Raw genomic sequence first — 23,557 nt, 5'->3', positions numbered from 1 at the left:
AAAGTGCATCGGGTGTGGAATGCCCACCGCCTCACGAGGTTCGCCGCTGTAGCCCGGCGAGAAAGTGCAAAGTCAAAAAATAGTTGAGGGATCTGGCGGTAGCCATTCGTCTTGTCTCAGCGAGTTCCTGTTGCCGCTTACTGCGAAGCGGAACCAAACAAAACTCGAAGGACGTGGCAGCCCGGCACCGGGCGGGCTGCCGTAGCGGAATCGACTCAACTATTGGGCAGGACTTCAGATGAGCACACGCGGGCGCAAGTGCGCAATAGCGAAATCACGACACCTGGCACCGGCGGCATGGCCATTGCGCACGGCGCCGCTGACCCGGGCCGTTGCCATGCTGCTTGCCACTGGCGGGGTTTGGGGCACGGCGCAGGCGCAGCAGGCGTTCAGCAGTGCATGGTTTGCGTCCAAGGGCGCGGCGCAGAGCGCGGCGCAGCAGACCGGGCGCCTGCCCAACGGCATGCCGGTGTCGGCGCTGGCCAGCCCCTCGGCGCAGCAGCAACAGGCCAACGCCGAGCTGCAGCGCTCGCTGGCCAACCTGGGCACGGCCGCACAGGGCATCGCGGCGATGCAGGCGGCGCAGGCCAGCGCGCGCGCGGCCGCCGCGGCGGCGAACGCCACGGTGCCGGACGGGCTGGCCGAGGGCGGCCTGAAGATCGACACCAACAGCCTTACGCAGGGCTGGGTCAACGCCAACGCGCCGGCGCAGACGGTGGCCGACGGCAAGACGACGGTGGCCATCCAGCAGACCGCGGACCGCGCGGTGCTGAACTGGGAGACCTTCAACGTCGGGCGCAACACCACGGTGGATTTCAAGCAGCAGGCGGACTGGGCGGTGCTGAACCGCGTCAACGACCCGCAGGCACGGCCGAGCCAGATCCAGGGGCAGATCCGGGGTGATGGCACGGTGATGATCGTCAACCGCAATGGCGTCATCTTCAGCGGCACCAGCCAGGTCGACACGCGCAACCTGGTGGCGGCCGCCGCGCGCATCAGCGACAGCCAGTTCACGAGCAACGGCATCTACGGGCTCAATGGCACGACGCCAAGCTTCACCGATGCCCTGGGCAAGGTGGAGGTGCAGGCCGGCGCGCGGATTGCTACGCGCACGCCGGCCACGGTGACGCAGGGCGGGGGCTATGTGCTGCTGCTGGGCGCGGAGGTCGGCAATGCGGGCACGATCGCCACGCCGCGCGGGCAGGCGGCGCTGGCCGCGGGCGACAGCTTTGTGATCCGGCGGGGGGGGGGCACCGACGGCAACACCGCGTCGACCACGCGCGGCAACGAGATCTCGCCGCGGTTCGCGGCCGGCGCTAGTAGTGCAGGCAGGGCGGGCAAGGTGGCCAACAGCGGGCTGATCCTGGCCACGGAGGGCGACGTGACGCTGGCCGGGCGCGACGTGCAGCAGCTCGGGGTGGCGGTGGCGACCACTACGGTCAACACGCGCGGCACGGTGCACCTGCTGAACTCGGCGGCGGACACGCAGGGGCGGGTGACGCTGGGGCCGGGCGCGGTGACGGCGGTGCTGATCGACGATGACGGCAAGACCACGGCGCTGGACAGCCAGCGTGACGCGCTGATCCAGGACTCGGCGGCGCAGGACCTGCTGCGCGGGGGGGCGGCATCGGGGCTGTTCGACAACCTGTCGAGGCTGTCGGACCGGCGCGACCAGTCGCGGGTGGAGATCGTCAGCGGGGGCGACGTGCTGTTCCAGGGCGATTCACTGACGCTGGCCACGGGAGGGCAGATCGCGGTGAGCGCGACGGGGCGTAGCTTCGTGGCCAACCGGGCGCAGCTGGATGTGTCGGGGGCGGTGGGCGTGGCGCTGGCGATGGACACGAACAACGTGAGGGTCAATGTGCAGGGCAACGAGCAGCGCGATGCGCCGGGCAACCGCGACAGCGGGAACCTGCTCAATGCGAACGTGTGGATCGACCGGCGCCGGCTGGTGTACGTGCCGGCGGGCGTGGGCGGCTACGCGACCGAGCGCTGGTACACGGGGGGCGGGCTGCTGGAGGTGGGCGGCTACCTGGGCAACCAGGGACACCGGATCGGCGAGTGGGCGGCGCAGGGCGGCAGGGTGACGCTGGGCGGCAAGGAGGTGGTGACGCAGGCGGGCTCGTCGATCAACCTGTCGGGCGGCAGCCTGGACGTGCAGACGGGATACCTGAGGCAGACGTGGTTCAAGGGGGCGGACGGGACGCTGAGCAACGCCAATAACGCGCAGGCGGGGGTGTTGTACACGGGGGTCTACACCGGCTTCGACGACGAGCACCCGCGCTGGGGCAAGACGGCGACGCAGTCGTATGCGAGCCCGCTGATCGCGCCGCAGCAGGTGCTGCAGAACGGCTACACGGTGGGCCGCGACGCGGGTCGCCTGCAGGTGAGCGCACCGACGGCGGTACTCGAAGGCGAGGTGGTAGCCCGGGTCTTCAACGGGGCGCAGCAGACGCAGGCGCGCGCGGCCGGTCTCGCCGACGGCTACAAGCAGGGGCAGTACGCCGTGGCACAGGCGGGCGGGCTGGCACTGGGGCAGTACACGGGGCCGGGGCGCACGGGGGTGTTCACCAGCGAGGTGAAGATCGGCACGGAGGTGGGCGTGACGCCGGGCATGGGGGCGGCGGACGCGCTCGACCCGCAGCGGCAGAACACGGTGTGGCTGGACGCAGGCATGTTGAACGGTTTCCAGCTCGGCGCGCTGGACCTGGCCAGCGGCGGGCGCATCGTGGTGAGCCAGCCGCTGGTGCTCGCCGATGGCGGCCAGCTGAGCCTGGTGGCGCCCAATGTCGACGTCAATGCCAATATCACGGCGCACGGCGGCACGGTGAACGTGTCGAACCTGTTCCTGCAGGCCGGAGCGAAGACCCCGATCACGCTGACGGCGGCCGACGGTTCCTCCGCACTTGCCTTGGCGCCGGGGGCGACGATCGATGCGCGCGGGGTGTGGGTCAACGCGCGCACCGATCCGGATACGCTCACGGGCCTCGCCTATCTTAACGGTGGCAACGTCACCTTCGATTCGTCGGGCGACCTCATGCTGGGCGATGGCAGCCTGATCGACGTGTCGTCCGGTGGCGCGATCCTCGCCAGCGGCAAGACCATGGGCGGCAAGGGCGGCAACGTCACCCTGATCGCCGGCGACTCGATCAACCAAAGCAGCGACGGGACGCTGGCGATCAAGGGCGAAATCCGCGCCTACGGTGTCAAGGGCGGCGGCACGCTGACCGTCTCATCGCCGGACAGTGTCCTGATCGGCGAGAACGCGATGCTCAGCGGTGGCGTGCTGGCAAGCGGCACGCCGGCTTCGACGCCGCTGAGGCTGAGCCAGCCGCTGACGATCCGGGCGGGGCAACCGTTGCCTTTCACGCTGACGCAGACGTTTGCCAAGCTGACGCTGGATGTCCCTGCTCCCACCGTCATCTCCCTGGTGAACTGGCCCAGTGCGCCGACCGCCGCGGACTGGGTCGTCCCGGACGGTGTGGACCTGTCCTCCAAAGGGATCGATGGCCTGCTGGTCTACTACAGTCCCGGTGACGTGGTGCCGGCCGGGACGCGCATCGTTGGTGGCCCCGACCATATCCCGGCCGGCACCGTTATCCCCTCGAGCGTCTTCCCGAATGGCATTGCCATCAACCCTTACCATCTCGTCTATGCTGCGGGCTCGGTCCAGAGCCGGGACATGACCTACCAGGCCGGTACCGTGATCCCGGTCGGCGTGGCCTTGGGCCAGACCGTGTCGGTCGTGCCGCTGCCCTCGCTCGATGGCGCCTTCTTCCGCGCCGGCTTCTCCAACTACGATATCAACGGCGGCCGCGGCGTGCTGATGACGGATGGGGCGGCCATCGCGCCGGCCATGCCCGTGTACCGGTTCACGTCCGACAGCCTCAATGTACGCGCGGGCAGCAATCCCTCTTCGGCGATGTCCTCGTGGCTCCCGCCGCTATTCGCCGAACACCCGCAAAGCGCAACGCTGAGCCAGCGCGGGGGTGCCAGCCTGGCGCTGCGCTCGCTGGCCAAGTCCGCGAGCGGGGACCCCTCGGGCGGCGCCATCGTGATCGGCAGCAATGCCAGCATCGCCGTCGATGCGGGGCAGAGCATCCGGCTCGATGCCTTCGGCCAGGTGACGGTCGATGGCAGTCTGACCGCGCGCGGCGGCAGCATCAGCCTGACCAATGAAACGGACGGCAGCACGGATCTGGCGCGCAACTTCGATGCGGCCGGGGCGAACCGCGGCGTGTCGGTCTGGGTCGGTCCGCACGGCAGGCTCGATGTCTCGGGCCAGGCCTACACGGCGGTGGATGCCCTGGGCCGCAGCTATGGCGCGGTCACGGATGGCGGCACCATCAAGCTGGGCGGCGGCACGGCCTTTGTGGTGATCCGTCCTGGCGCCGAGCTGAACGCGGATGGCCGCGCCGTGACCGTCGATGCCTCGACCGTTCCGGGCCAATCCAGCGCCGGCACGATCACGCTGGCGGGCAATGGGGGCGGCATCGCGCTGTCCTCGATGAGCGGCCTGGACCTGGGCGGCAACTTGCATGCCGCAGCGGGCGGAAAGGGGGTCGCGGGCGGGGAGCTGTCCGTTGCGCTGATCACGCCCGCCTTCCCCGATCTGCTGGCGCAGATCCCGTTCAGCGTGCTGGTGCCCAGCGTGATGACGGTAACGCAAGCGCGTGTGGCTGCGGCAGCTTTGTCCGAGCCGGGCGCCCCGGTGGCCACGCTGCCGTTCGGGCAGGCGACGGTGAGCGCCGACATGGTCAAGCAGGGCGGCTTCAGCGCCCTGTCCCTGTCCTCCGGCGACTACATCGTCTTTTCCGGCGACGTCGCCCTATCCTTGGACAGGAGTCTCAAGCTCAATGCCGGAGCGTTCACCTCCGGACCGCGGGTTCCGGGCACCGACCCGGCGCTGACGCCAGGCAGTGGCGCCGTCCGCCTGGCGGCGCCGTATGTCATGCTCAGTGGCACGCCGGTCGTCGTCCGCGACGGCAGCCGGAGCGGCACCATCTACAACCCGGGGGCCGCTCCTTCGCCGACCACGGCGACCCTGGCGGTGGACGCGAACCAGATCGATGTCCAGGGCCTGGTCGTCTTCTCGGCCCGCAACAGCTACTACGATCCCGCGCAGAATACTTATCTCAACTCTCCGGCCCCCGGTTTCCGTTCGGCGAAGCTGGTCAGCCAGGGCGATATCCGTTTCCTGCCCACCACGGTCCAGCAGGGCACGACGCTGGCATCGGCATGGGACCTGGACCTGGAAGCGGCTCAGGTCTATCCGGCCACCAATGCGGTCGCCAGCGTCATCGCCGGCCAGAGCAATAACGGCTATGCCGCCACGCTGAGGATCGGCCGCACCACGGCCACGGTGCCGGACGCTCCGCTGTCGGTCTTCGGTCATCTCAGCCTGGTTGCCCCCATCATCGAACAAGGCGGGATCGTCCGTGCTCCGTTCGGGCGTATCGATATCGGAGGGAATCCGTACTCGATCCTCGCGCAGACGGTCGATCTGCTGCCCGGCAGTGTGACGTCGGTATCGATGGCCGGATTGACGATTCCCTACGGCGGGACGATCGACGGCGTCACATACAACTACAACGGCAACGCGGTCCTGGGCTCGAGTCTGACCGGGTATAACATGAACGGCATCCAGTCCGGCGTACAGCTTCAAAGCCAGAACGTGAATGTCCGGGACGGCGCGCTCATCGACCTGTCCGGCGGCGGCACGCTGACCGGCGCGGGCTTCGTCTCCGGGCGGGGCGGCTCGGTCAACATCCTCGGCACGCCGCTGATCAATGCCAACCCGGCCAACCGGTTCAGCAAGGCGGGCGACAAGGTCTACGCCATCCTGCCGGGCTATGTCTCCGGCTACGCGCCGGTGGCGCCCGAGAACGGCGCGGGCGACCCGGACATCGGCCAGCAGATCACGCTGGCGGCCGGCGTGCCCGGCCTGCCCGCGGGCACCTATACGCTGCTGCCCTCCAACTACGCGCTGCTGCCCGGCGCCTACCGCGTTGAACTCGGCGCGAGGGGCGCCAAGGTGGCGGGCGGCGCGACGGCCATCGGCGGCGGCAGCTATCTCACCTCCGGCGTCACGGGGATCGCCAACACCGGCATCCGCAGCCAGCTGCCCACCACCGTGCTGGTGACCCCGGGCACGGCCGTGCGCTCGTATTCCCACTACAGCGAACAGGGCTACAGCGACTTCCTGACGGCGCAAGCCGCGCTCTCCGGCAGCCTGCGCCCGCTGTTGCCCATCGATGGCAAGGTCCTGGACGTGCAGTTCAATGCGGCCAGCGACATGCCGATGCCGTCGCCCACGCCGGCGCCGTCCGCGCTGAACTTCGGCGGGACGGTGCTGTTTGCCCCCTCGCAAGGCGGCGTCAGCGGCCAGGTGGCCCTGCGCAATGTCGGCGAGGTGTTCAACGAGGCACCGACCGCCGGGTTCTCCGGCATTTCGGTGAGCGCCGGCAGCATCAACGCCATCGGCGCGCCGCGCCTGACCGTTAACGCCTTCCTGGCGCCGGCCAACGGCTCGCTGCAGTTCTTCGGCAACAATGGCGCAGATCTCTTCATCCGCGACGGCGTGACCCTCAAGGCGGGCGAGATGTTCCTGGTGGGCGGGAACATCGCGGTCGGCAGCGGGGTCACGCTGTCGACGGTCGGCCGGGGTGCAGTGCCGTTCGACTCCGATTCGACGGGACTGCGCTACCTGGCAGACCCGGTGACCGTGCTCGCCCTGTCGAACGGAAACGTGAACCTGGTCGGCTCCGCCAACAGCAACGGCTCGATCGCGGTCGGCGCCGGATCGTCGCTGTACGCCGAAGGCACCCTGGCCTTTGCCACCAACGGGCAGTCGAGCCTCGATCCGAGCGCCCATTTCGGCGCGCGCAACATCACGCTGGCTGTGGGCACGCTCAATGTGGGCGCCGGCAGCGCCGTCGCGGCGGCGGGCGCGGGCGCAGGCCTGCTGATCGACCAGGCGCTGTTCAACACGCTGCTGCACGGCGACCCGGACCATGGCGCGCCCGCGCTGCAGCGCTTCACCCTGAGCGCGGCCAACGCCATCAACACCTTCGGTACCACGGGGCTGGATGCCACAGGTTCCGGTGTTGACCTGCAATTGGCGACGCCCGCTATCTACGGCTATGGCAACGCCGGCGACCGCGCGACCTTCGCCGCGGACAGGATCGCCTGGAGCGTGGTGCCAGGCACCTCGCCGGCGGCCTTGGGCGCGGGCGGCCCGGGCACCGGCACGGGCACGCTGGACCTGGTGGCCAGGGAGATCGACCTCGGCCAGTTCTTGTCGCTGGACAATAGCAAGGCCAGCCGCACGGTCTATGGCTTCGGCAACGTCAACCTGACGGCCAGCGAGAAGATCGTGTCGGCCGGAAACGGCTCGCTCTTTGTCTATCAGGCGCCCAGCGCGGATCCGGCGGCCGTGTTCGGCCAGAGCGGCACGGGTGGCAACCTGACACTGGCAACGCCGCTGCTGACCGGCATGCAGAAGTCGATCATGGCCTATACGGCGGGTGGGGCGCTGAACGTGGTGGCGCCGCAAGGCCAGGCGCCGAGCCAGGCTAGCTCGACCATCGCAGGCGCGCAGATCGACCTGGGCGGCGACAGCGTCGCCATCGGCAGCACCATCCTGCTGCCGAGTGGCAAGCTGGTGGTGAACGCCACCCACGACATCGCGCTGGACGCGGGCAGCCGCATTGACCTGAGCGGCCAGCCGTCGACCATCCAGCGGGCTACGGTTTATGGCTTCGGCGGCACGGCCAGCTTCCACAGCGCGCAGGGCGGCGTGGTGCAGGCTGGCGGCTCGCTGATCGACGTCTCGGCGATCCATGCGAACGCCGGCGAGATCACGATCGATGCCGGCAACGGGCAGGTCGCGCTGAACGGTACGCTGAACGGTGGCGCGACCGACGGCCAGGCCAGCGGCGACTTCAGTGCCCGGGCAGGAGCGTTCGCCGACTTTGCCGGGCTCAACGCTGCGCTGACCCGGGGCGGCTTCTTCGATGCCCGCAGCTTCACCGCCAGGCAGGGGGACCTGGTGGTCGGCGACGGTGTGAAGGCGCACCAGGTGTCGATCGCAACGGACGGCGGGCAGCTGACCGTGAGCGGCACCATCGACGCATCGGGCGCGGCCCCCGGCACGATCAGGCTGTCGGCCGCCCACGGGCTGACGCTGGCATCGAGCGCCGTGCTCGATGCGCATGGCGCGGTGCTGCAGGTCGACAGCTACGGCCAGCCGATCGAGGCGAAGAACCGCGGGCATGTCGAACTCACCGCCGCCGGAGGTACCCTGACGCTGCAGCCGGGCGCCACCATCGACCTGTCCACCCCGGATGGCGTGGCCCATGGCGATATCGTGCTGAATGCGCGGCGCGCCGGCGAGACCTCGGGCGACATTGCCATCAGCGCGGGCGGTCCGCTCGCCATCGAGGGCGCGAACAGCCTCGCGCTCAATGCCTTCTGGACCTACAACCTGCCGGGCGGCAGTACCATTTCGCAGGCAACGCTCGACGGCTACGACGCGGCCAGCACGGACTTCATCCACACCGCGCTCGGCAATGCCGCACTCGCTTCACGCATGGCGGGCCTGTCGGCCCTTGGCGGCGCCTTCCACCTGCGGCCGGGCATCGAGATCGCTTCCAGCGGCGATCTTTCGACCTCGGGGGATATCGACCTGGCCGGGTATCGCTACGGACAGGGCGCGGATCGCGGCCCGGCATCGCCGACCTACGGCGCAGGTGAACCGATGGCCCTCGTGGTCCGCGCGGGCGGCAACCTGACCATCGGCGGCAGCATCTCGGACGGATTCCAGGCCGGCGCATCCATCGCGCCCACTTTTGCCGCCATCCTGCCGTCTTCCCTGTCCACGGATAAGGTCCACTTCGCCGCGCAGGGCGCCCTGCTGTGGCGCCTGGTCGCCGGTAACACCGTGGCGGTGACCGCGGCAGGGGGCTGGACCGTGCCCACGCTCGCCACCGGCGCGGGCCTGCCGATGTCTTTCCGGCCGCAAGCGCTCGACGGTACCACCTATGCTTCGGGAACCGTCATCCCGAATGGCACGCAACTCAAGCGCCTCTATATTGCGGTCGGCCTGGAGAGCAAGGTCACGGGCTTGTCGCTGCAGACGGATCCGGGCAGCCCCGCGGCTGCCGCGACCTCGGCGCGGGCGAACATGCTGGCGGCCGGTTCGCTGTCGGCGTCGCTGCGCCTGGTCGCTGGCGCGGATACCTCAGCGGCTGACCAGCGCACACTGCAGGCGACGCAAGCGCTCGGCGGCGGCGGCAACCTCACGCTCAACGACCCGGCCTACAACGCCGACCTGACGGGAACCTTCTTCGGCGTGCTGCGCACAGGCACCGGCAGCCTCGACCTGCTGGCCGGCGGCAGCTTCAGCGAGGCCACGCCTTACGGCGTCTATACCGCCGGTACGCAGTCGGCGCCGCTCAGGACGGCCGACGGCCGCAACCCCTACGATCTTGCAGCGACCGTCACCGGCGGCGTGTCCCAGGCGTGGTACCCCGAGCACGGCGGCGACCTGCTGCTGACGGCGCAACAGGACGTGACCGGCAACATCCAGCTCGCCGACGGCACGTTGCGCTTCGTCGACAGCAACCTGACCAGCAACTGGCTGTGGCGCCAGGGCGGCGGAGGGGTCAGCCCCGATCCTGCCGCATGGTGGATCAACTTCGGATCCATGGCGAAGACCAATGCCAACAGTTCCGCCTTGGGGCTGATCGGCTTCCAGGGCATCGGGACATTGGGTGGCGGCAACCTGACGGTGGTCGCGGGACGCCATGCCGGCGTGACGACGGACGGCGCCAGCTTCAGCTCGACCGGTCTCGATCTCGCCGTCGCCTCCACCGGCCGGGTCATGGCGGATGGCACCCTGGTGCAGACCGGCGGCGGTGACCTGACCGTCAAGGTGGGGGGCGTCCTCAATGGCCGCCAGGCCCAGGGTTCCAACGGCTATTCCACGGACTATTTCGGCTCGGTGACCGCGCTGAGGGGCGACATCGCCATCGATGCCGGGGCGGTGGGCGTGATCGCGCAGAATACGGGACCGTCGTACTGGACGTCGTACGATCCCCGCGTGCTGGATGTCTCGACGATCAAGCGCTCGATGCAGACGCCCGGTCCGACGGTCGTGCCGGGCGACGGCATCGTGATGGTGTCCACGCGCGGCGACCTGGTGCTGGGCGGCGCCGGCGATGCCGGGATGACGGCGCTCGCGGACAGCGCCGGGATGTACTACACGGTGCCTGGCGCGATCGTCAAGGGCGCCAATGCGCAGTTCACCTTGTGGCGGCCTTCGACGGCGATCCGCCTGCTTGCCGCGGGCGGCGATGTCGCGCCGTTGAACGGCGCCTTGTCGGGCAGCGGCAGTCAGAACGGCAATGGCTTCTTTCCCGGCAGCCTATCCGTTGCCGCGGCCAACGGTGACATCCGGCTACGCGACACGGACTCCGCGGGTGCCCTGCCAGGTGTCATCGAGCTGATTCCGTCGCCCACCGGCCAGCTGGAGCTGCTTGCGGCAGGGTCGATCTATGGCTCGGGCTCTACCGTGTCGATGTCGGGCGCCGACATGGCCAGCCTGGCGACCCCCGCGCGACCGCTCTTTCAAACCACCTCGGGCCCGGGCGGCCCCAGCAATGCGGCCGCCGATGGCGCGGTGCGCGTGAACGCATCCAACCCGATCGCCTTCGGCGAAGACAACCCCACGAGCAACCTGCATGCCCAGGATCCGCGCCCGGCCCTGGTCTATGCGGGCATCGATATCGATGACCTGCAGATCGGACAAGCGCTGTCACGGAACTGGTCGCCCTCGAGCCAGTTCATGCCGACGCACCGCACGTGGTATGTCGCGGCCAAGCCGTTCGAAGTGCTCGCGGGCCGCGACATCGTGGGGACGGGCCCGACGCCGAGCGTGTTCCTCAACGTGGGGGCGAACGACATCACCGTGATGCAGGCGGGCCGCGACATCTTCTATCAGTCGGTCAATGTCGCCGGCCCCGGCCTGCTGCAGGCCCAGGCCGGACGCAACCTCAATCAGGGCTACTACGGCGCGCTGACGAGTGTGGGCGACATCGTCAACCCGTCGAACAAGTCGGGCGGGGCCGGCATCACGGTGCTGGCCGGTGCCGGCGCGAACGGCCCCGACTACGCGGGCTTCGCCAGGCTCTACTTCGACGCGGCGAACCAGCTGAACGCAGGCACGCCGCTGGCGGGCAGCGGCAAGGTGGCGCATGCCTACGACGCAGAGCTGCTGGCCTGGCTGCGGCAGCGTTTCGGCTACAAGGGCGCGGCGGCCGATGCGCTGGCGTACCTCCTGGCGCTGCCCGGCGAGCAGCAGGGCGTCTTCGCGCGGCAGGCCTACTTCCAGGAGCTGCTGCTCGGCGGGCGCGAGTACAACGATCCGGCGAGTTCGCGCTATGGCAGCTACCTGCGCGGGCGCGAGGCGATCGCGGCGCTGTTCCCGGCCACGGATGCGCGCGGCAAGGCGATCGCCTACCAGGGCGACATCACCATGTTCAGCAGTATCACGGGTTCCACCACCGTCAACGGGCAGACGGTGCCAGTCATTACCGACGCCGGCGTGCATACCAACTTCGGCGGCGACATCCAGATGCTCAACCCGGGCGGCAAGACGCTGGTCGGCGTGGAGGGCGTGCCGGCGGGAGCCGGCGCCGGCCTGCTGACGCAGGGTGCGGGGGACATCGCGCTCTACGCGAAGGGCAGCATCCTGCTGGGCCTGTCGCGCATCATGACGACCTTCGGCGGCAGCATCCAGGGCTGGTCGTCGGAAGGCGACATCAACGCCGGCCGGGGCTCCAAGACCACGGTGGTGTACACCCCGCCCAAGCGGGTCTACGACGCGCTGGGCAATGTCACGGTGTCGCCGAACGTGCCGTCCTCGGGCGCCGGCATCGCCACGCTGAGCCCGATTCCTGAGGTGCCGCCCGGCGACGTGGACCTGGTGGCGCCGCTGGGCACCATCGATGCCGGTGAGGCGGGCATCCGGGTCTCGGGCAATGTCAACTTCGCGGCGCTGCAGGTGGTAAACGCGGCCAACGTGCAGGTTCAGGGGAAATCGACAGGGCTGCCGGTGGTCGCCACCGTGAATGTGGGGGCGATGACCAATGCCAGTTCAACGGCGTCGCAAGCTGCCGCCGCTGCGCAGGATGCGATGTCGCGGGATCGCGCGGCGCAGCGGCAAAACCTGCCTTCGATCTTCACGGTGCGCATGCTCGACGCTGGCACGGAGTCGTCGTCGCCCGCTGACGGCGAGAGCAAGAAGGTGCCTGCTGGCGGCCTCCAATCCAGCGTGCCATACGATCCGGCGAGTCCAGTGCAGTTCGTCGGCCTGGGCGGGCGGTTCAATCCTGTCCAGCTGGAGCGACTGACCGACGACGAGCGCCGCAATCTGAAACAGATCCGGTAGCAGCCAATCGAGCGGCATGCGCGTCTATCGTGGCATCGCCTTCTCCAACTCCTCTCAGCGTTCGGCATTGCGTCGTCGAGGCGGGAGCGTTCGCGCTGGAATCACCTGTGCGGTTGAGGACTTCGAAGTGGAACACGGAGATAGACGTCTCATGGATACGAGCATTGCGCATTGCGTCAAGGCGCTCGGGACAACTGGCGGCGCGGCCGGTGTGGCCTCCCATGCCGGTGCGTCGGGGGGCGTCCTGCGCGACTTCCTTGTATTGAACTATGACCAGCTCCGTCGACGTCTGACGCGCCAAATTGGTTGCCCCGATACGGCGCGCGACAGCCTGCAGGAGGCGTGGCTGCGCCTGGGGAGCGCGACACTCCCTGACACGGTGCGTAGCGCCGAGGCTTACGTGTATCGCGTCGTTTGCAACCTCGCGACGGATCAGCTGCGTGACCGTCGCATTTGGCCATCGCCGCTCGATGCAGACACCGTGTTCGAGCATCTTGCCGACCAAGGACCGGGGCCGGAAGCCGTCGTGGAAGCGCGCTCGGATCTGGCGGCGCTCGATCGCGCGCTGGAGAACGTTCCGGGCCGCCACCGGCGCGTGCTGGTGGGCTTGCGCCTGGAGGAACTGACCCGCGAGGAAGTGGCTGCACGCCATGGCATTTCGCTGCGCAGCGTGGATACGGTGCTGCGTCAGACCCTGGACTACTGTGCGACGCAGACCGGGCGGCGCGCCGTCGGGGGTGTCAACACGCCGCGGCGCGCGTTACTGCACGCGAGAAGGAGGGACTGCGGTGCCTATGCATCGGAAAAGGAGGCGCCAACCGGAGCGTACTCCGCGCTTGTGGATACCGCCCATTCCTTATGCCCGGTCGAATAAGTGTGAACGACATAGACGGACAAATGTTCCTTCGGCAATTGGCGTGCTATGTGCCGCACACGGCTTGATCGGAGCCGCTGCCGGGCACCTGCGCCGCTGCGCCCAGCCTGTTCGTCCCCAGGGCGCGGATCAGCACGTCACGATTGGTCAGGATGTGCTCGCGCATCAGTGCCTCGGCGCGGCCGACCTCGCGCAGCGCCAGCGCGTCCACGATGCGGTAGTGCTCCGCGAGCGCCTGCCGACTGTGGTCGCGCTGGTACAGCAGCATCAGGGCGTCATGGTCGTGGGGATGCGATTTGCTGTCGAAGATGATGGGCAACTGCCGCGCGCGGCGCACGGCGTCGGTCAGCCAGCTGTTGTCCGCCAACTCCAGCAGCGCGTAGTGAAAGTCGAGATTCATGTTCTGCCACTGCAGGGCCTGCTGGTCGTTCCACTCTTGCTCGTGCAGCACCCGCCGCTGAGCCGCCAGGAGGCCGCCCAGGCGCTCCTGTTCGGCATGCAGCAAGCCGCGCTCGCCGATCAGCCGGCAGCCCAAGCCCTCGAGCGTGGCCCGCACGGTGAAGGCGTCCTTGATGTCCTTGGGCTGGAAGCGGCGGACCAGGAAGCCGCGATTGGGCTGGTAGACCAGCAAGCCCTCGTCGGCGAGCCGGGCCAGCGCATCGCGCACCGGCGTGCGGGAGACGCCCAACTCCTGGGCCAGTGTGACCTCCATCAAGTGGGACCCGGGCGGAATCTCGCCGTCGAAGATGCGGTTGCGCAGGGTATCCGCGACTGATAGCGCGCGGGTCCGGGAAGTTTCGGGTGAAGACATCGTTCTGGATTTAGGATTCAGTCGGTGTGGATGTGTCGGCTGCGGATGAGATTACCCCACATTGTCCGCTCGCCGGCAAGGAACCGGCTGGTCTGCTCGGGTGTCGAGGGGAATTTCTCTGCTCCGCTGGCCTCGATCGCCTGGGCGAGCTGCCCGTCATCGAGCGCCTGCGCGAGAGCGCCATGCAGCTTGCCGACGATCTCCTTCGGCGTTTCGGCCCGCGTGAACAGGCAGGTCCAGCTATAGATCTCCACCGGGATGCCCGCCTCCGTCAGCGTGGGCACGTCCGGCAGCGACGCGATCCGCGCGCGCGACGTCACCGCGAGCGGCCGCAGCGTGCCGCTGCGGATATGGGGCAGCACGGTGGCCGGATTGGAAAACATCATCTGCACCTGGCCGCCGATGGTGTCCGCGATGGCCGGAGCATTGCCGCGATAGGGGATGTGCGTGAGCACGACGCCGGCCGCCTGCGCGAACAGTTCGCCAGACAGGTGTGAAGTGTTGCCATTGCCCGCGCTGCCGAAATTGATCTGCCCGGGCTGCGCCCGTGCCATGCGCAGCAGGTCCGCCAAGGTCTTCGCCTTCGATGCCGCATTGACGACGAGCACGTTCGGGCCGCGGCTGACGCAGCCGACCGGCGTGAAGTCGCGCGCCGGATCGTAGGGCGGGCGCGCCATCAGCAAGGGCGCGTTGATCTGCTCGGCGGGCGTCCCCAGCAGCAGGGAATAGCCGTCCGCCGGCGCGCGCAAGACCTGCGCGGCACCCAGCGTGCCGCTGGCGCCGCTCTTGTTCTCCACCACCACGGATTGGCCCAACTGCCGGGACAGGTTCTTCGACAGCAGGCGGGCGATCGTGTCGGTGGTCCCGCCGGCAGGGAATGGCACGACCAGCGAGAGCGGTCGCGCGGGCCATGCAACGCTCGTTTCGGCGTGCGCCCAGCAGGCGGGGCAGATGGTGCCGACGAGCGTGAGCAGCAGGACGGGGCGAGTCCGGCGTAGGGATTTCAGGCTTGGCATGTGCAGGTCTCCTTTCTTCTGTATGTATGCATGTTAGCGTAATTAATGCTTCATGATTACTTTATTTCTTGAAAATATAAAAACATGCATACATACTGTGCGAACCACGACCACCAAGACTCATCATGCGAAAGACTGCATTACTCCAGAAACTGATCCACGCGCCGGAACTCCTTGTCATGCCCGGTGCCTTTGACCCCCTGTCCGCCCGCATCGCGCAGGAGGCGGGTTTTCCCGCGGTGCAGTGCTCCGGCTTCGGCATTTCCGTGAGCCGGCTGGGACTGCCGGACTACAGCTTCCTCTCGCTGTCCGATATGGTCGCGGCCACGCAGCAGATAGTCGACGCCATCGACCTGCCGGTCATGGCCGACGGCGATACCGGCTTCGGCAATGCCGTCAACGCTTGGTATGCGGTCAAGGCCTTTGAGCGCATTGGCTGCGCGGGCGTCAATATCGAGGACCAGGTCATGCCCAAGCGCTGCGGCCACCTGGAGGGCAAATCCATCGTGCCGCTGGACGAAGCAGTGCAGAAGATTCGCGCTTGCGCCGAGGCGCGCACGGATCCGGATTTCGTGATCAACGCGCGTACGGACGCGCTTGCCGTAGGCGGCATCGAGGAAGTGATCCGTCGCGGCAATGCCTACCTGGAGGCGGGGGCGACCATGATCTTCGTGGACGGCATGACGTCCAAGGAGCTGGCGCGGCAGGCCGTGCAGGGAATTCGCGGGCCAGTGGCGATCAATGTGGTCGAAGGCGGCAAGTCGCCCGAAGCCTTCACGTTCGAGGAGATGCAGGGCATCGGCATCGCGCGCGTGAGCCTGCCCGCCACGCTGATGCTGGCGGCCATCCAGGGCATGCGCGACGCGCTGGCGGCGCTGCGTGCCAACGGTTACGCCGGTGGTCCCGGCGCGCGGTTGGCGGACTTTCGCGAGCAGCTCGAGCTGGTCGGCTTCAAGGAGGTGTTCGCGCTGGAGCAGCGCTATTTGGCCGGGCTGCAGCATCCCGGCACCGCACCGTGAGGTGAGCATTATGTATGCATCACCGCGCAACATCATCGAGAAGATCTGGGACCAGCACGTTGTGGCCCAGCTGGAGGGCGAGCAGGCGCTGCTACATGTCGACCGGGTCTTCCTGCACGACCGCGCCGGGCCGCGCGTGCTGGCCGGCCTGGAGGAGGGGGGGCATCGCGTGGCGCATCCGAGCCTTGTGTTCGGCACCATGGACCACATTGTCGACACTCAGCCGGGCCGGGGCGACGACACGCTGGTTCGGGGCGGGCGCAGCTTCATTGAGGCCTTTCGCGCCGCCACGCGGCGCTCGGGCATCCGCCTGTTCGACCTGGGCACTCCACGTCAGGGCATCGCGCACGTGATCTCCCCGGAGCTGGGCATCGCCTTGCCGGGCAGCACCCTGGTCTGCTGCGACAGCCATACCTGCACTGTTGGGGGCATTGGCGCGCTGGCATGGGGCATCGGCACTACCGAAGGCGAGCACGCTGTCGCCACGCAGTGTCTGGTGCGAAGCAAGCCACGGACGATGCGGGTATCGTTCCACGGCAGCCTCGGGCCGGCGGTGTCGGCCAAGGACATGGTGCTGGCCTTGATCGGCAGGTTCGGCGTCAGCGGTGGCGACGGGCATGCCATCGAATTTTCGGGCGAGGCAGTGCGGACGCTGGACGTTGAGGGGCGGCTGACCCTATGTAATATGGCCGTCGAGTTCGGCGCCTGGACTGGTCTGGTGGCGCCAGACGCGCGTACCGTCGAATGGCTGGCGGGGCGACCCTTTGCCCCTTCAGGTGCCGCCTGGGATGCAGCGGTTTCGGATTGGCTCGCGCTGCGCTCGGACGACGACGCGCACTGGGACAAGGAACTGGAGCTGGACTGCGCGGAGCTCGTTCCCCAGGTGAGCTGGGGAACCCATCCCGGCCAGGTCGTGGGCATCACCGGCACAGTGCCGCCTCCCGCCGACGCGGATGCCGAGCGCGCGCTGCGCTATATGGAGCTGCACCCCGGGCAGCCGATGCTGGGGACTCCCATCGATGCGGCTTTCATCGGCTCCTGCACCAATAGCCGCCTGCCCGACCTGCGCGCCGCCGCGCAGGTGGTGCGAGGACGACGCGTGCGCCCTGGCGTAAAGGCCATCGTGGTGCCCGGATCGACCAGTGTGAAGCATGCCGCAGAAAGCGAGGGCCTGGATCGCGTGTTCACGGAAGCTGGCTTCGAGTGGCGCGAAAGCGGCTGCTCGTTGTGCTTCTTCGCCGGCGGCGATAACTTCGACCAGCCTGGCAAGCCGGGGCGCCGCGTGATCACCAGCACCAACCGCAACTTCGAGGGCAGGCAGGGCCCGGGCGTGCGCTCTCACCTGGCCAGCCCGGCAACGGTGGCCGCCTCAGCCGTCGCCGGCTGCATCGCCGATCCACGCCCGCTGCTGCGCTAGGGAGCATCACATGGAACAGTTCATCCAACTGAAGGGAATCGCCGCTGCGCTGATGCGAGCCAACATCGATACCGACCTTCTCATTCCCTCGCGCGAGATCAACTCACCCGGGCGAGATGGCTATGGTGAGAAGCTGCTCGCGCCTTGGCGCTATGAAGCCAGCGGGAGCGGGAACGGACAGCGCGTCGAGCGCCCCGACTTTGTGCTCAATCGCGAACCCTACCGCCGGGCGACGATCCTGCTGACCGGCGAGAACTTCGGCAGCGGATCCTCGCGCGAGGCCGCCGTCTGGGCGGTGCGGCAGTTTGGCCTTCGCTGCGTCATCGCGCCGTCGTTCGGCGCGATCTTCCAGAGCAACTGCTACCGCAATGGCGTGCTGCCGGTGGTGCTGCCCGCGAATGAAATTGCCGTGCTGGCCGCCGAAGCCGAGCGGGAGGTGCTGGAGCTGACCGTCGATCTTGAGTCCTGCACGGTGCAGCACCCGCAGGGCCGCTGCTTGCCGTTCATCGTACCCCCGAGCGAACGCACCCTGCTGCTCGAAGGGCTCGATGCCATTGGCCTGACTTTGAAGCGCCGGGCCGAGATCGAGGCGTACCAGGCGGCGCTGCGTGAGGCGCGTCCCTGGGTTTTGGCCGTAGAAGAGCCGCTTTGACATCTCAGGTGGCCAGAGACCATGCTGGCCACCTCACCGCAACGGTTCGACACAGACCATGACAAACACTGCATTCATCGGACTCGGCTACATTGTCGATATCACGCACCCGGACGGCAAGATCGCGCATTGCATCTCGCGATGAGTGGCGTCGTTAAGACGTCTCGATGCCGCTCCCGACCTCGGCTTGGGGTGGCTGGATCTACACGGCGCTCGTCTTCACGAGGTTGCGCCCGCCGCCCTTCGCCGCATAACAAGCACTGTCTGCTGTCTTTATCCAGGCTTCCCACGCCCCGCCATTCCGGTCGCTCCAGGCCACACCGATGCTCGCGGTAACGCTAACGCTAACGCGCCCGCCGTCGATCACAATGGACATTGCTTCGATTCGCTTGCGAAGCCGTTCAGCGACCGCTCTGGCATCTTGCTCGTCGACGTTCGGAAGAAAGAGCGCGAACTCCTCGCCCCCGTATCGCGCAAGGACGTCTCCCTCCCGCAATCCATCTCGGACAGCTGTAGCCACCGACGCCAGTACGAGGTCCCCCACAGGATGTCCGAATCTGTCGTTGATCTGCTTGAAGTGGTCCACATCCAGGATTGCGAGAGCGCTGTTTGCGAGCGGCGCTGGGGGAAGGCGCCCCAGGAACCAGCGGCGGTTACCGACGCCGGTCAGTGCATCGGTGTCCGCTGCAAGCTGAAGACCCGCCTCGCGCCGCTCCCTGACGAGCGTCACAACCAGCAGCGCAATCCAGAAATTGAAGAATATCTGAAGAAAAAAGGCAGCCGAAAAGTCAAATTCCGATGGAATATCGAGAACGATGCAAACGAGGCGAACAGCATAGATCAGCGCACTCACCAGGAGGCACGCAGCCAACGGACGACGCGCAGGCAGTGGCTCGCTATGTCGGTCCAGCCATATCTCGACTGCCGAAGCCGCCAGGGACATTACCGCGGTCAGGTGAAAGACGCTCGCCCGCTGAGAATTCACAAGCGGGAATCCCGACACTATGCCAAATATGAACCACACCGCCGGCACGAGTATGACAATCCAGTAATGGCTCCGGCGGCGACCACTTAGGCGCCGTATGCCGTCCCAGAGCAGCGGATAGGCGATCGTCCCTAAAAGAAGACTCAAATGCGTCCACAGCCAAAGCGGTAAGGCGGCCCGCTCCCCAAACGCAGCCAGCACTGCACCGATTGCCAAGGCAATCAAAGCAACGGCGAGACGCCCTAGACCCGTGGGCCGGGACGAACGCTTGCGGCTATGCAATATCGCCGCGGCGCCTGCAATCAACGAGGTGTTGTGCAGAAGAATAATGGTGCCCACATCGAAAGTCAGGTGCATATAGCCCCTTCGGTTCCCATACGCGAATTATCGAAGAAGCACTTTTTCACAAAGATGACTGGCGCGATTGGGATTTGCCCCAGCCCAAATCGCGCATGCCCAGTGACTGACTCGCCGCGGAGCCGGTTAGCGAGGCCTACCTTGGTATCGAAGTGGACGACGCGCTCGAAACGGCTGCGCAAACCGAAGTATAACGGCGGCCGGGCCGGCGAACCGTCGCGTGTCTGCTGCGGACCGGACATCCGAATGCATAGTCACGACCCTGGAGGGTTCGACAACATCTGGGTCGTCCGATGGTACCGGTACCGCCGCTTCGTTTAAAGCCTCTTTTGGTACTTCGATCGACGCCGGCGGCAACGTCTACGTGGCCGATGCTGGCAACTGTGCGATTAGCAAGATCACTCCGCTGCAATGAGAGCTCGGCTCTGCCAGTATCGTCTTGTAAGTGCGGTGAAGTTGGGGCGCGTGAGCTTGCAGGTGGAGCTCCAAGCGATCACTCGTCGTGATGGACATTCATGATGGACGGTAAGTCGCCGGGTCGGGAGTGGGCGGAAGGCAAGCTGCCTCCGACGTTGATTCGTGCGTTGATTGGTGGATCTCGGCTTGTTGCAAAGAGGTAGGAGGAGGCTCCCACCACCGTCGACCAGTTCGGAGAATGGACGTCGTAGTGCAGGTGTAGTAGGAAAGTTCTACCGGACAGGCAGATGGGGCGTTTTGCTGAGGGCTTGGCCTCGTACGCGGCAGGCTAAACATACCCAAGGGTTGAGTGCAAACGCACGGGGATATGACGAGCCGTCAATTCGACCCCCACATTTACCACTCAAGGAGAGGCCATGGACGCGAGTCCGGACCCATACGGATCCAGCCTGTTCGTGATGGAAGCGCATCTGCGAGACTACTTGGCGACGAATCCACGGACTTTCCCGGGGCAGGCCGACTTGGCCTGTGGCCTCGGCACTCACCGCGACTTCGTCTTCAAAACTCGGGCCGCCTTCTCCGGAAATAGGTGATGCCACTCTTGGCGTGCCGTCGATACCACGATCGTGATCAGACCGTATCTGTGTCCCCCGATTGGCGTAGCCCAGCAGGTCGGCGGAGGGCGGGCAGGGCACGGCACCTTTTGTATCCTCTGGGTTGATTTATAATGGCGTGGCCAGCGTCGTCGCCCCGCAAATCGCTCCATCTCCCGCACCAGCAAAAGTTCAGCGCGGCCGACGGTAAAAGCGACGATAAAGTCCCATGCTAATCGCTGCCAATCCCCTAACCATGCGGGTCTGGGCGGCCTGTTGATGATGGAGTGGGGGTGGATTCCCGTTGGGAAACATGATTCGCTAGTTGATTGACTATTAAAGCCCTGTTTTCACAGGGCTTTATATTTCGGATTGCCGCCTGGTAGTTCTCGCATTCTGGAGAGTGTTGGAGGAACACGTGGCGATTCAGTTTGGTACAACGGCACTTGGCGCTGCCGTGGAGGTCGGCGTGGCACATGGACGCTCGCCGGTCCAAGCCATGTCCTGCGCCATGGCATTCGCCTGAAAAATTATCCGTATGCGGCAGCGTTTGCGAAAGCTTCGGTGCATTGCACGGCACCAGCGTGGCGGCGGATAGTAGTGGCTACGTCATTTTGTGCACCATTTTCAGAATTCCCCCATGGAAATTAAAGTCAACTTTCTCGATAAGCTACGTCTTGAAGCTAAGTTCGATGACTTCACCGTAGTGGCCGACCAGCCTATCCGTTATAAGGGCGACGGCTCGGCGCCTGGTCCTTTTGATTATTTTCTGGCCTCATCGGCCTTGTGTGCCGCTTACTTCGTGAAGTTGTACTGCGTAACCCGCAATATTCCTACCGAGAATATCCGCCTGTCGCAGAATAATATTGTTGATCCGGAAAATCGTTACCAACAGATTTTCAAGATTCAGGTTGAGTTACCGGCGGATATCTCGGAGGCGGACCGTCGAGGTATTTTGCGCTCTATCGAGCGTTGTACGGTGAAAAAAGTGGTGCAAGCCGGCCCCGAGTTTGTCATCGAAGAAGTAGAGAACCTGGATGCCGATGCTCAGTCGTTGCTGATGTTGACGCCGGCATCTGACGCCAGCACCTATATTGCGGGCAAGGATCTGCCGTTGGAGCAAACCATCGCCAATATGTCGGGCATTTTGGCGGATCTGGGCATGAAGATTGAAATCGCTTCATGGCGCAATATCGTTCCCAATGTGTGGTCGCTGCATATCCGCGATGCGCACTCGCCGATGTGTTTTACCAATGGCAAGGGTGCGACCAAGGAAAGCGCACTGGCATCGGCGTTGGGGGAGTTTATCGAGCGCCTGAATTGCAACCATTTCTATGGTGGTACGTTTTGGGGTGAAGACATCGCCAATGCGGCGTTTGTTCACTACCCGAACGAGCGCTGGTTCAAGCCTGGCCCTGAAGATGCGCTGCCGGCCGAAATTCTGGATGCGTACTGCCTGCAAATTTATAATCCCGATGGCGAGTTGTATGGCTCGCATCTGTACGACACTAACTCCGGCAATGTGCAGCGCGGTATCTGTTCGCTGCCGTATGTGCGGCAGTCGGACGGCGAAGTGGTGTATTTTCCGTCCAACCTGGTCGAAAACCTATTCGTCAGCAATGGCATGAGTGCCGGTAATACGCTGGCTGAAGCGCAGGTGCAATGCCTGTCCGAAATTTTCGAACGGGCGGTAAAGCGCGAAATTCTGGAAGGTGAAATCGCATTGCCTGATGTGCCGCACGAAGTGCTGGCGAAATACCCTGGCATTCTGGCCGGGATTCAGGGGTTGGAAGAGCAGGGCTTTCCGGTGCTGGTAAAGGACGCGTCGCTGGGTGGGACCTATCCGGTGATGTGCGTCACCTTGATGAACCCGCGGACAGGCGGTGTCTTTGCCTCGTTCGGCGCGCACCCAAGCTTCGAGGTGGCGCTGGAACGGAGTCTGACGGAATTGCTGCAGGGGCGCAGTTTTGAGGGCCTGAACGATTTACCTCAGCCCACCTTTGTCAGTAACGCCGTGACTGAATCAAATAACTTTGTTGAGCACTTTATTGATTCCAGCGGTGTGGTGTCGTGGCGCTTTTTCAGCGCCAAGGCGAATTTCGACTTTGTTGAGTGGGATTTTTCTGGCCAAGGTGAAAACTCCAATGCCGAGGAAGCCGCCACGTTGTTCGGCATTCTCGAAGACATGGGCAAGGAGGTATACATGGCGGTGTATGACCAGTTGGGCGCCGTGGCCTGCCGCATTTTAGTGCCCGGTTATTCGGAAGTTTACCCGGTGGAGGATTTGATCTGGGATAACACAAACAAGGCACTGTTGTTCCGCGCCGATATTCTGAATGTGCATCGCCTGGACGATGCCGGCCTGGCAGATCTGCTTGAGCGGCTGGAGAACAGTGAGCTGGATGAGTACTCCGATATTGCCACTTTGATCGGCATCGAATTTGACGAGAATACGGACTGGGGGAAGCTAACAGTTCTCGAGTTGAAGCTGCTGATTCATCTCGCCTTGCGGCAATTTGAGGAGGCGCAAGAACTGGTGGGCGCCTTCCTGCAATACAACGACAATACGGTCGAGCGTGGATTGTTCTACCAGGCCTTGAATGTGGTGCTGGAGGTGCTGCTCGACGACGACCTGGAACTAGACGACTACGCGGTCAATTTCCGTCGGATGTTTGGCGACGCTCGGATGGACGCCGTAATGGGGTCAGTGGACGGCAGCGTGCGCTTCTTCGGGTTGACGCCAACGAGTATGAAACTGGAGGGCCTCGATAGGCACCACCGCCTGATCGACAGTTGCAAAAAACTGCATAAGGCGCGGGCCAATGCGGCGGCTTCAGCCAGTTAGGGTTATGCGTCATGGCTGGATAAAGGCTAGGGCAATCTTTTTTTCCCGGCGGCCTCAAATCTGAAGTGCAACACCTTGCAATAAGAGGCAGTCAGTGAGCTAAGCCCGCGATTCCGCGGG

The 23,557-nt window shown here is 65.7% G+C and carries 9 protein-coding genes; 6 read left to right on the top strand and 3 right to left on the bottom strand.

Annotated elements, in window-relative coordinates; translation table 11 throughout:
- Positions 1-238: 238 nt before the first annotated feature.
- On the top strand, positions 239-12,451 hold the full coding sequence (locus AC1Q7Q_RS12345) for a filamentous hemagglutinin family protein (protein WP_492387165.1): 12,213 nt from the start codon (positions 239-241) through the stop codon (positions 12,449-12,451).
- A 151-nt stretch (positions 12,452-12,602) separates the two neighbouring features.
- A complete protein-coding gene (locus AC1Q7Q_RS12340) occupies positions 12,603-13,325 on the top strand; it encodes an RNA polymerase sigma factor (protein WP_492372454.1) in 723 nt (240 codons plus the stop codon).
- A gap of 46 nt (positions 13,326-13,371) precedes the next feature.
- Here the strand turns inward: AC1Q7Q_RS12340 and AC1Q7Q_RS12335 are convergent, their stop codons facing one another.
- Positions 13,372-14,136: a GntR family transcriptional regulator gene (locus tag AC1Q7Q_RS12335; RefSeq protein WP_492372455.1), complete on the bottom strand. Its 765-nt coding sequence runs from the start codon at positions 14,134-14,136 to the stop codon at positions 13,372-13,374.
- A 17-nt stretch (positions 14,137-14,153) separates the two neighbouring features.
- Positions 14,154-15,152 carry a Bug family tripartite tricarboxylate transporter substrate binding protein gene (locus tag AC1Q7Q_RS12330; protein WP_492372456.1) on the bottom strand — a complete coding sequence of 333 codons (999 nt, stop codon included), beginning with the start codon at positions 15,150-15,152 and terminating at the stop codon, positions 14,154-14,156.
- 125 nt (positions 15,153-15,277) lie between these two features.
- On the opposite strand from AC1Q7Q_RS12330, the gene AC1Q7Q_RS12325 reads away from it, so the two are divergent.
- From AC1Q7Q_RS12325 to leuD, 3 genes are read left to right on the top strand one after another with little or no spacing between them, the layout of a single operon-like run.
- Positions 15,278-16,171: an isocitrate lyase/PEP mutase family protein gene (locus AC1Q7Q_RS12325; RefSeq protein WP_492372457.1), complete on the top strand. Its 894-nt coding sequence runs from the start codon at positions 15,278-15,280 to the stop codon at positions 16,169-16,171.
- A gap of 10 nt (positions 16,172-16,181) precedes the next feature.
- Positions 16,182-17,588, top strand: a complete 1,407-nt coding sequence (locus AC1Q7Q_RS12320; RefSeq protein ID WP_492372458.1) for a 3-isopropylmalate dehydratase large subunit — start codon at positions 16,182-16,184, stop codon at positions 17,586-17,588.
- A gap of 10 nt (positions 17,589-17,598) precedes the next feature.
- Positions 17,599-18,240 (top strand): 3-isopropylmalate dehydratase small subunit, encoded by a 642-nt coding sequence (gene leuD, locus AC1Q7Q_RS12315; protein WP_492372459.1) that lies wholly within the window; start codon positions 17,599-17,601, stop codon positions 18,238-18,240.
- 202 nt (positions 18,241-18,442) lie between these two features.
- Here leuD and AC1Q7Q_RS12310 read toward each other — a convergent pair whose 3' ends face one another.
- Positions 18,443-19,582, bottom strand: a complete 1,140-nt coding sequence (locus AC1Q7Q_RS12310) for a GGDEF domain-containing protein (protein ID WP_492372460.1) — start codon at positions 19,580-19,582, stop codon at positions 18,443-18,445.
- 1,650 nt (positions 19,583-21,232) lie between these two features.
- Between AC1Q7Q_RS12310 and AC1Q7Q_RS12305 the strand changes: the two genes are divergently transcribed.
- A complete protein-coding gene (locus tag AC1Q7Q_RS12305) occupies positions 21,233-23,437 on the top strand; it encodes an OsmC domain/YcaO domain-containing protein (protein WP_492372461.1) in 2,205 nt (734 codons plus the stop codon).
- Positions 23,438-23,557 lie beyond the last annotated feature (120 nt).

The organism is Cupriavidus sp. GW823-FHT07A04, from assembly GCF_058794615.1.
The sequence above is the reverse complement of the archived record's forward strand: the minus strand, read 5'-3'. Positions and strand labels throughout refer to the sequence as shown.

Bases quoted from the DNA above. Each gene is read 5' to 3' on its own strand.
- AC1Q7Q_RS12345 (WP_492387165.1), top strand. From the start codon at position 239: ATGAGCACACGCGGGCGCAAGTGCGCAATAGCGAAATCACGACACCTG.
- AC1Q7Q_RS12340 (WP_492372454.1), top strand. From the start codon at position 12,603: ATGGATACGAGCATTGCGCATTGCGTCAAGGCGCTCGGGACAACTGGC.
- AC1Q7Q_RS12335 (WP_492372455.1), bottom strand. From the start codon at position 14,136: ATGTCTTCACCCGAAACTTCCCGGACCCGCGCGCTATCAGTCGCGGAT.
- AC1Q7Q_RS12330 (WP_492372456.1), bottom strand. From the start codon at position 15,152: ATGCCAAGCCTGAAATCCCTACGCCGGACTCGCCCCGTCCTGCTGCTC.
- AC1Q7Q_RS12325 (WP_492372457.1), top strand. From the start codon at position 15,278: ATGCGAAAGACTGCATTACTCCAGAAACTGATCCACGCGCCGGAACTC.
- AC1Q7Q_RS12320 (WP_492372458.1), top strand. From the start codon at position 16,182: ATGTATGCATCACCGCGCAACATCATCGAGAAGATCTGGGACCAGCAC.
- leuD (WP_492372459.1), top strand. From the start codon at position 17,599: ATGGAACAGTTCATCCAACTGAAGGGAATCGCCGCTGCGCTGATGCGA.
- AC1Q7Q_RS12310 (WP_492372460.1), bottom strand. From the start codon at position 19,582: ATGCACCTGACTTTCGATGTGGGCACCATTATTCTTCTGCACAACACC.
- AC1Q7Q_RS12305 (WP_492372461.1), top strand. From the start codon at position 21,233: ATGGAAATTAAAGTCAACTTTCTCGATAAGCTACGTCTTGAAGCTAAG.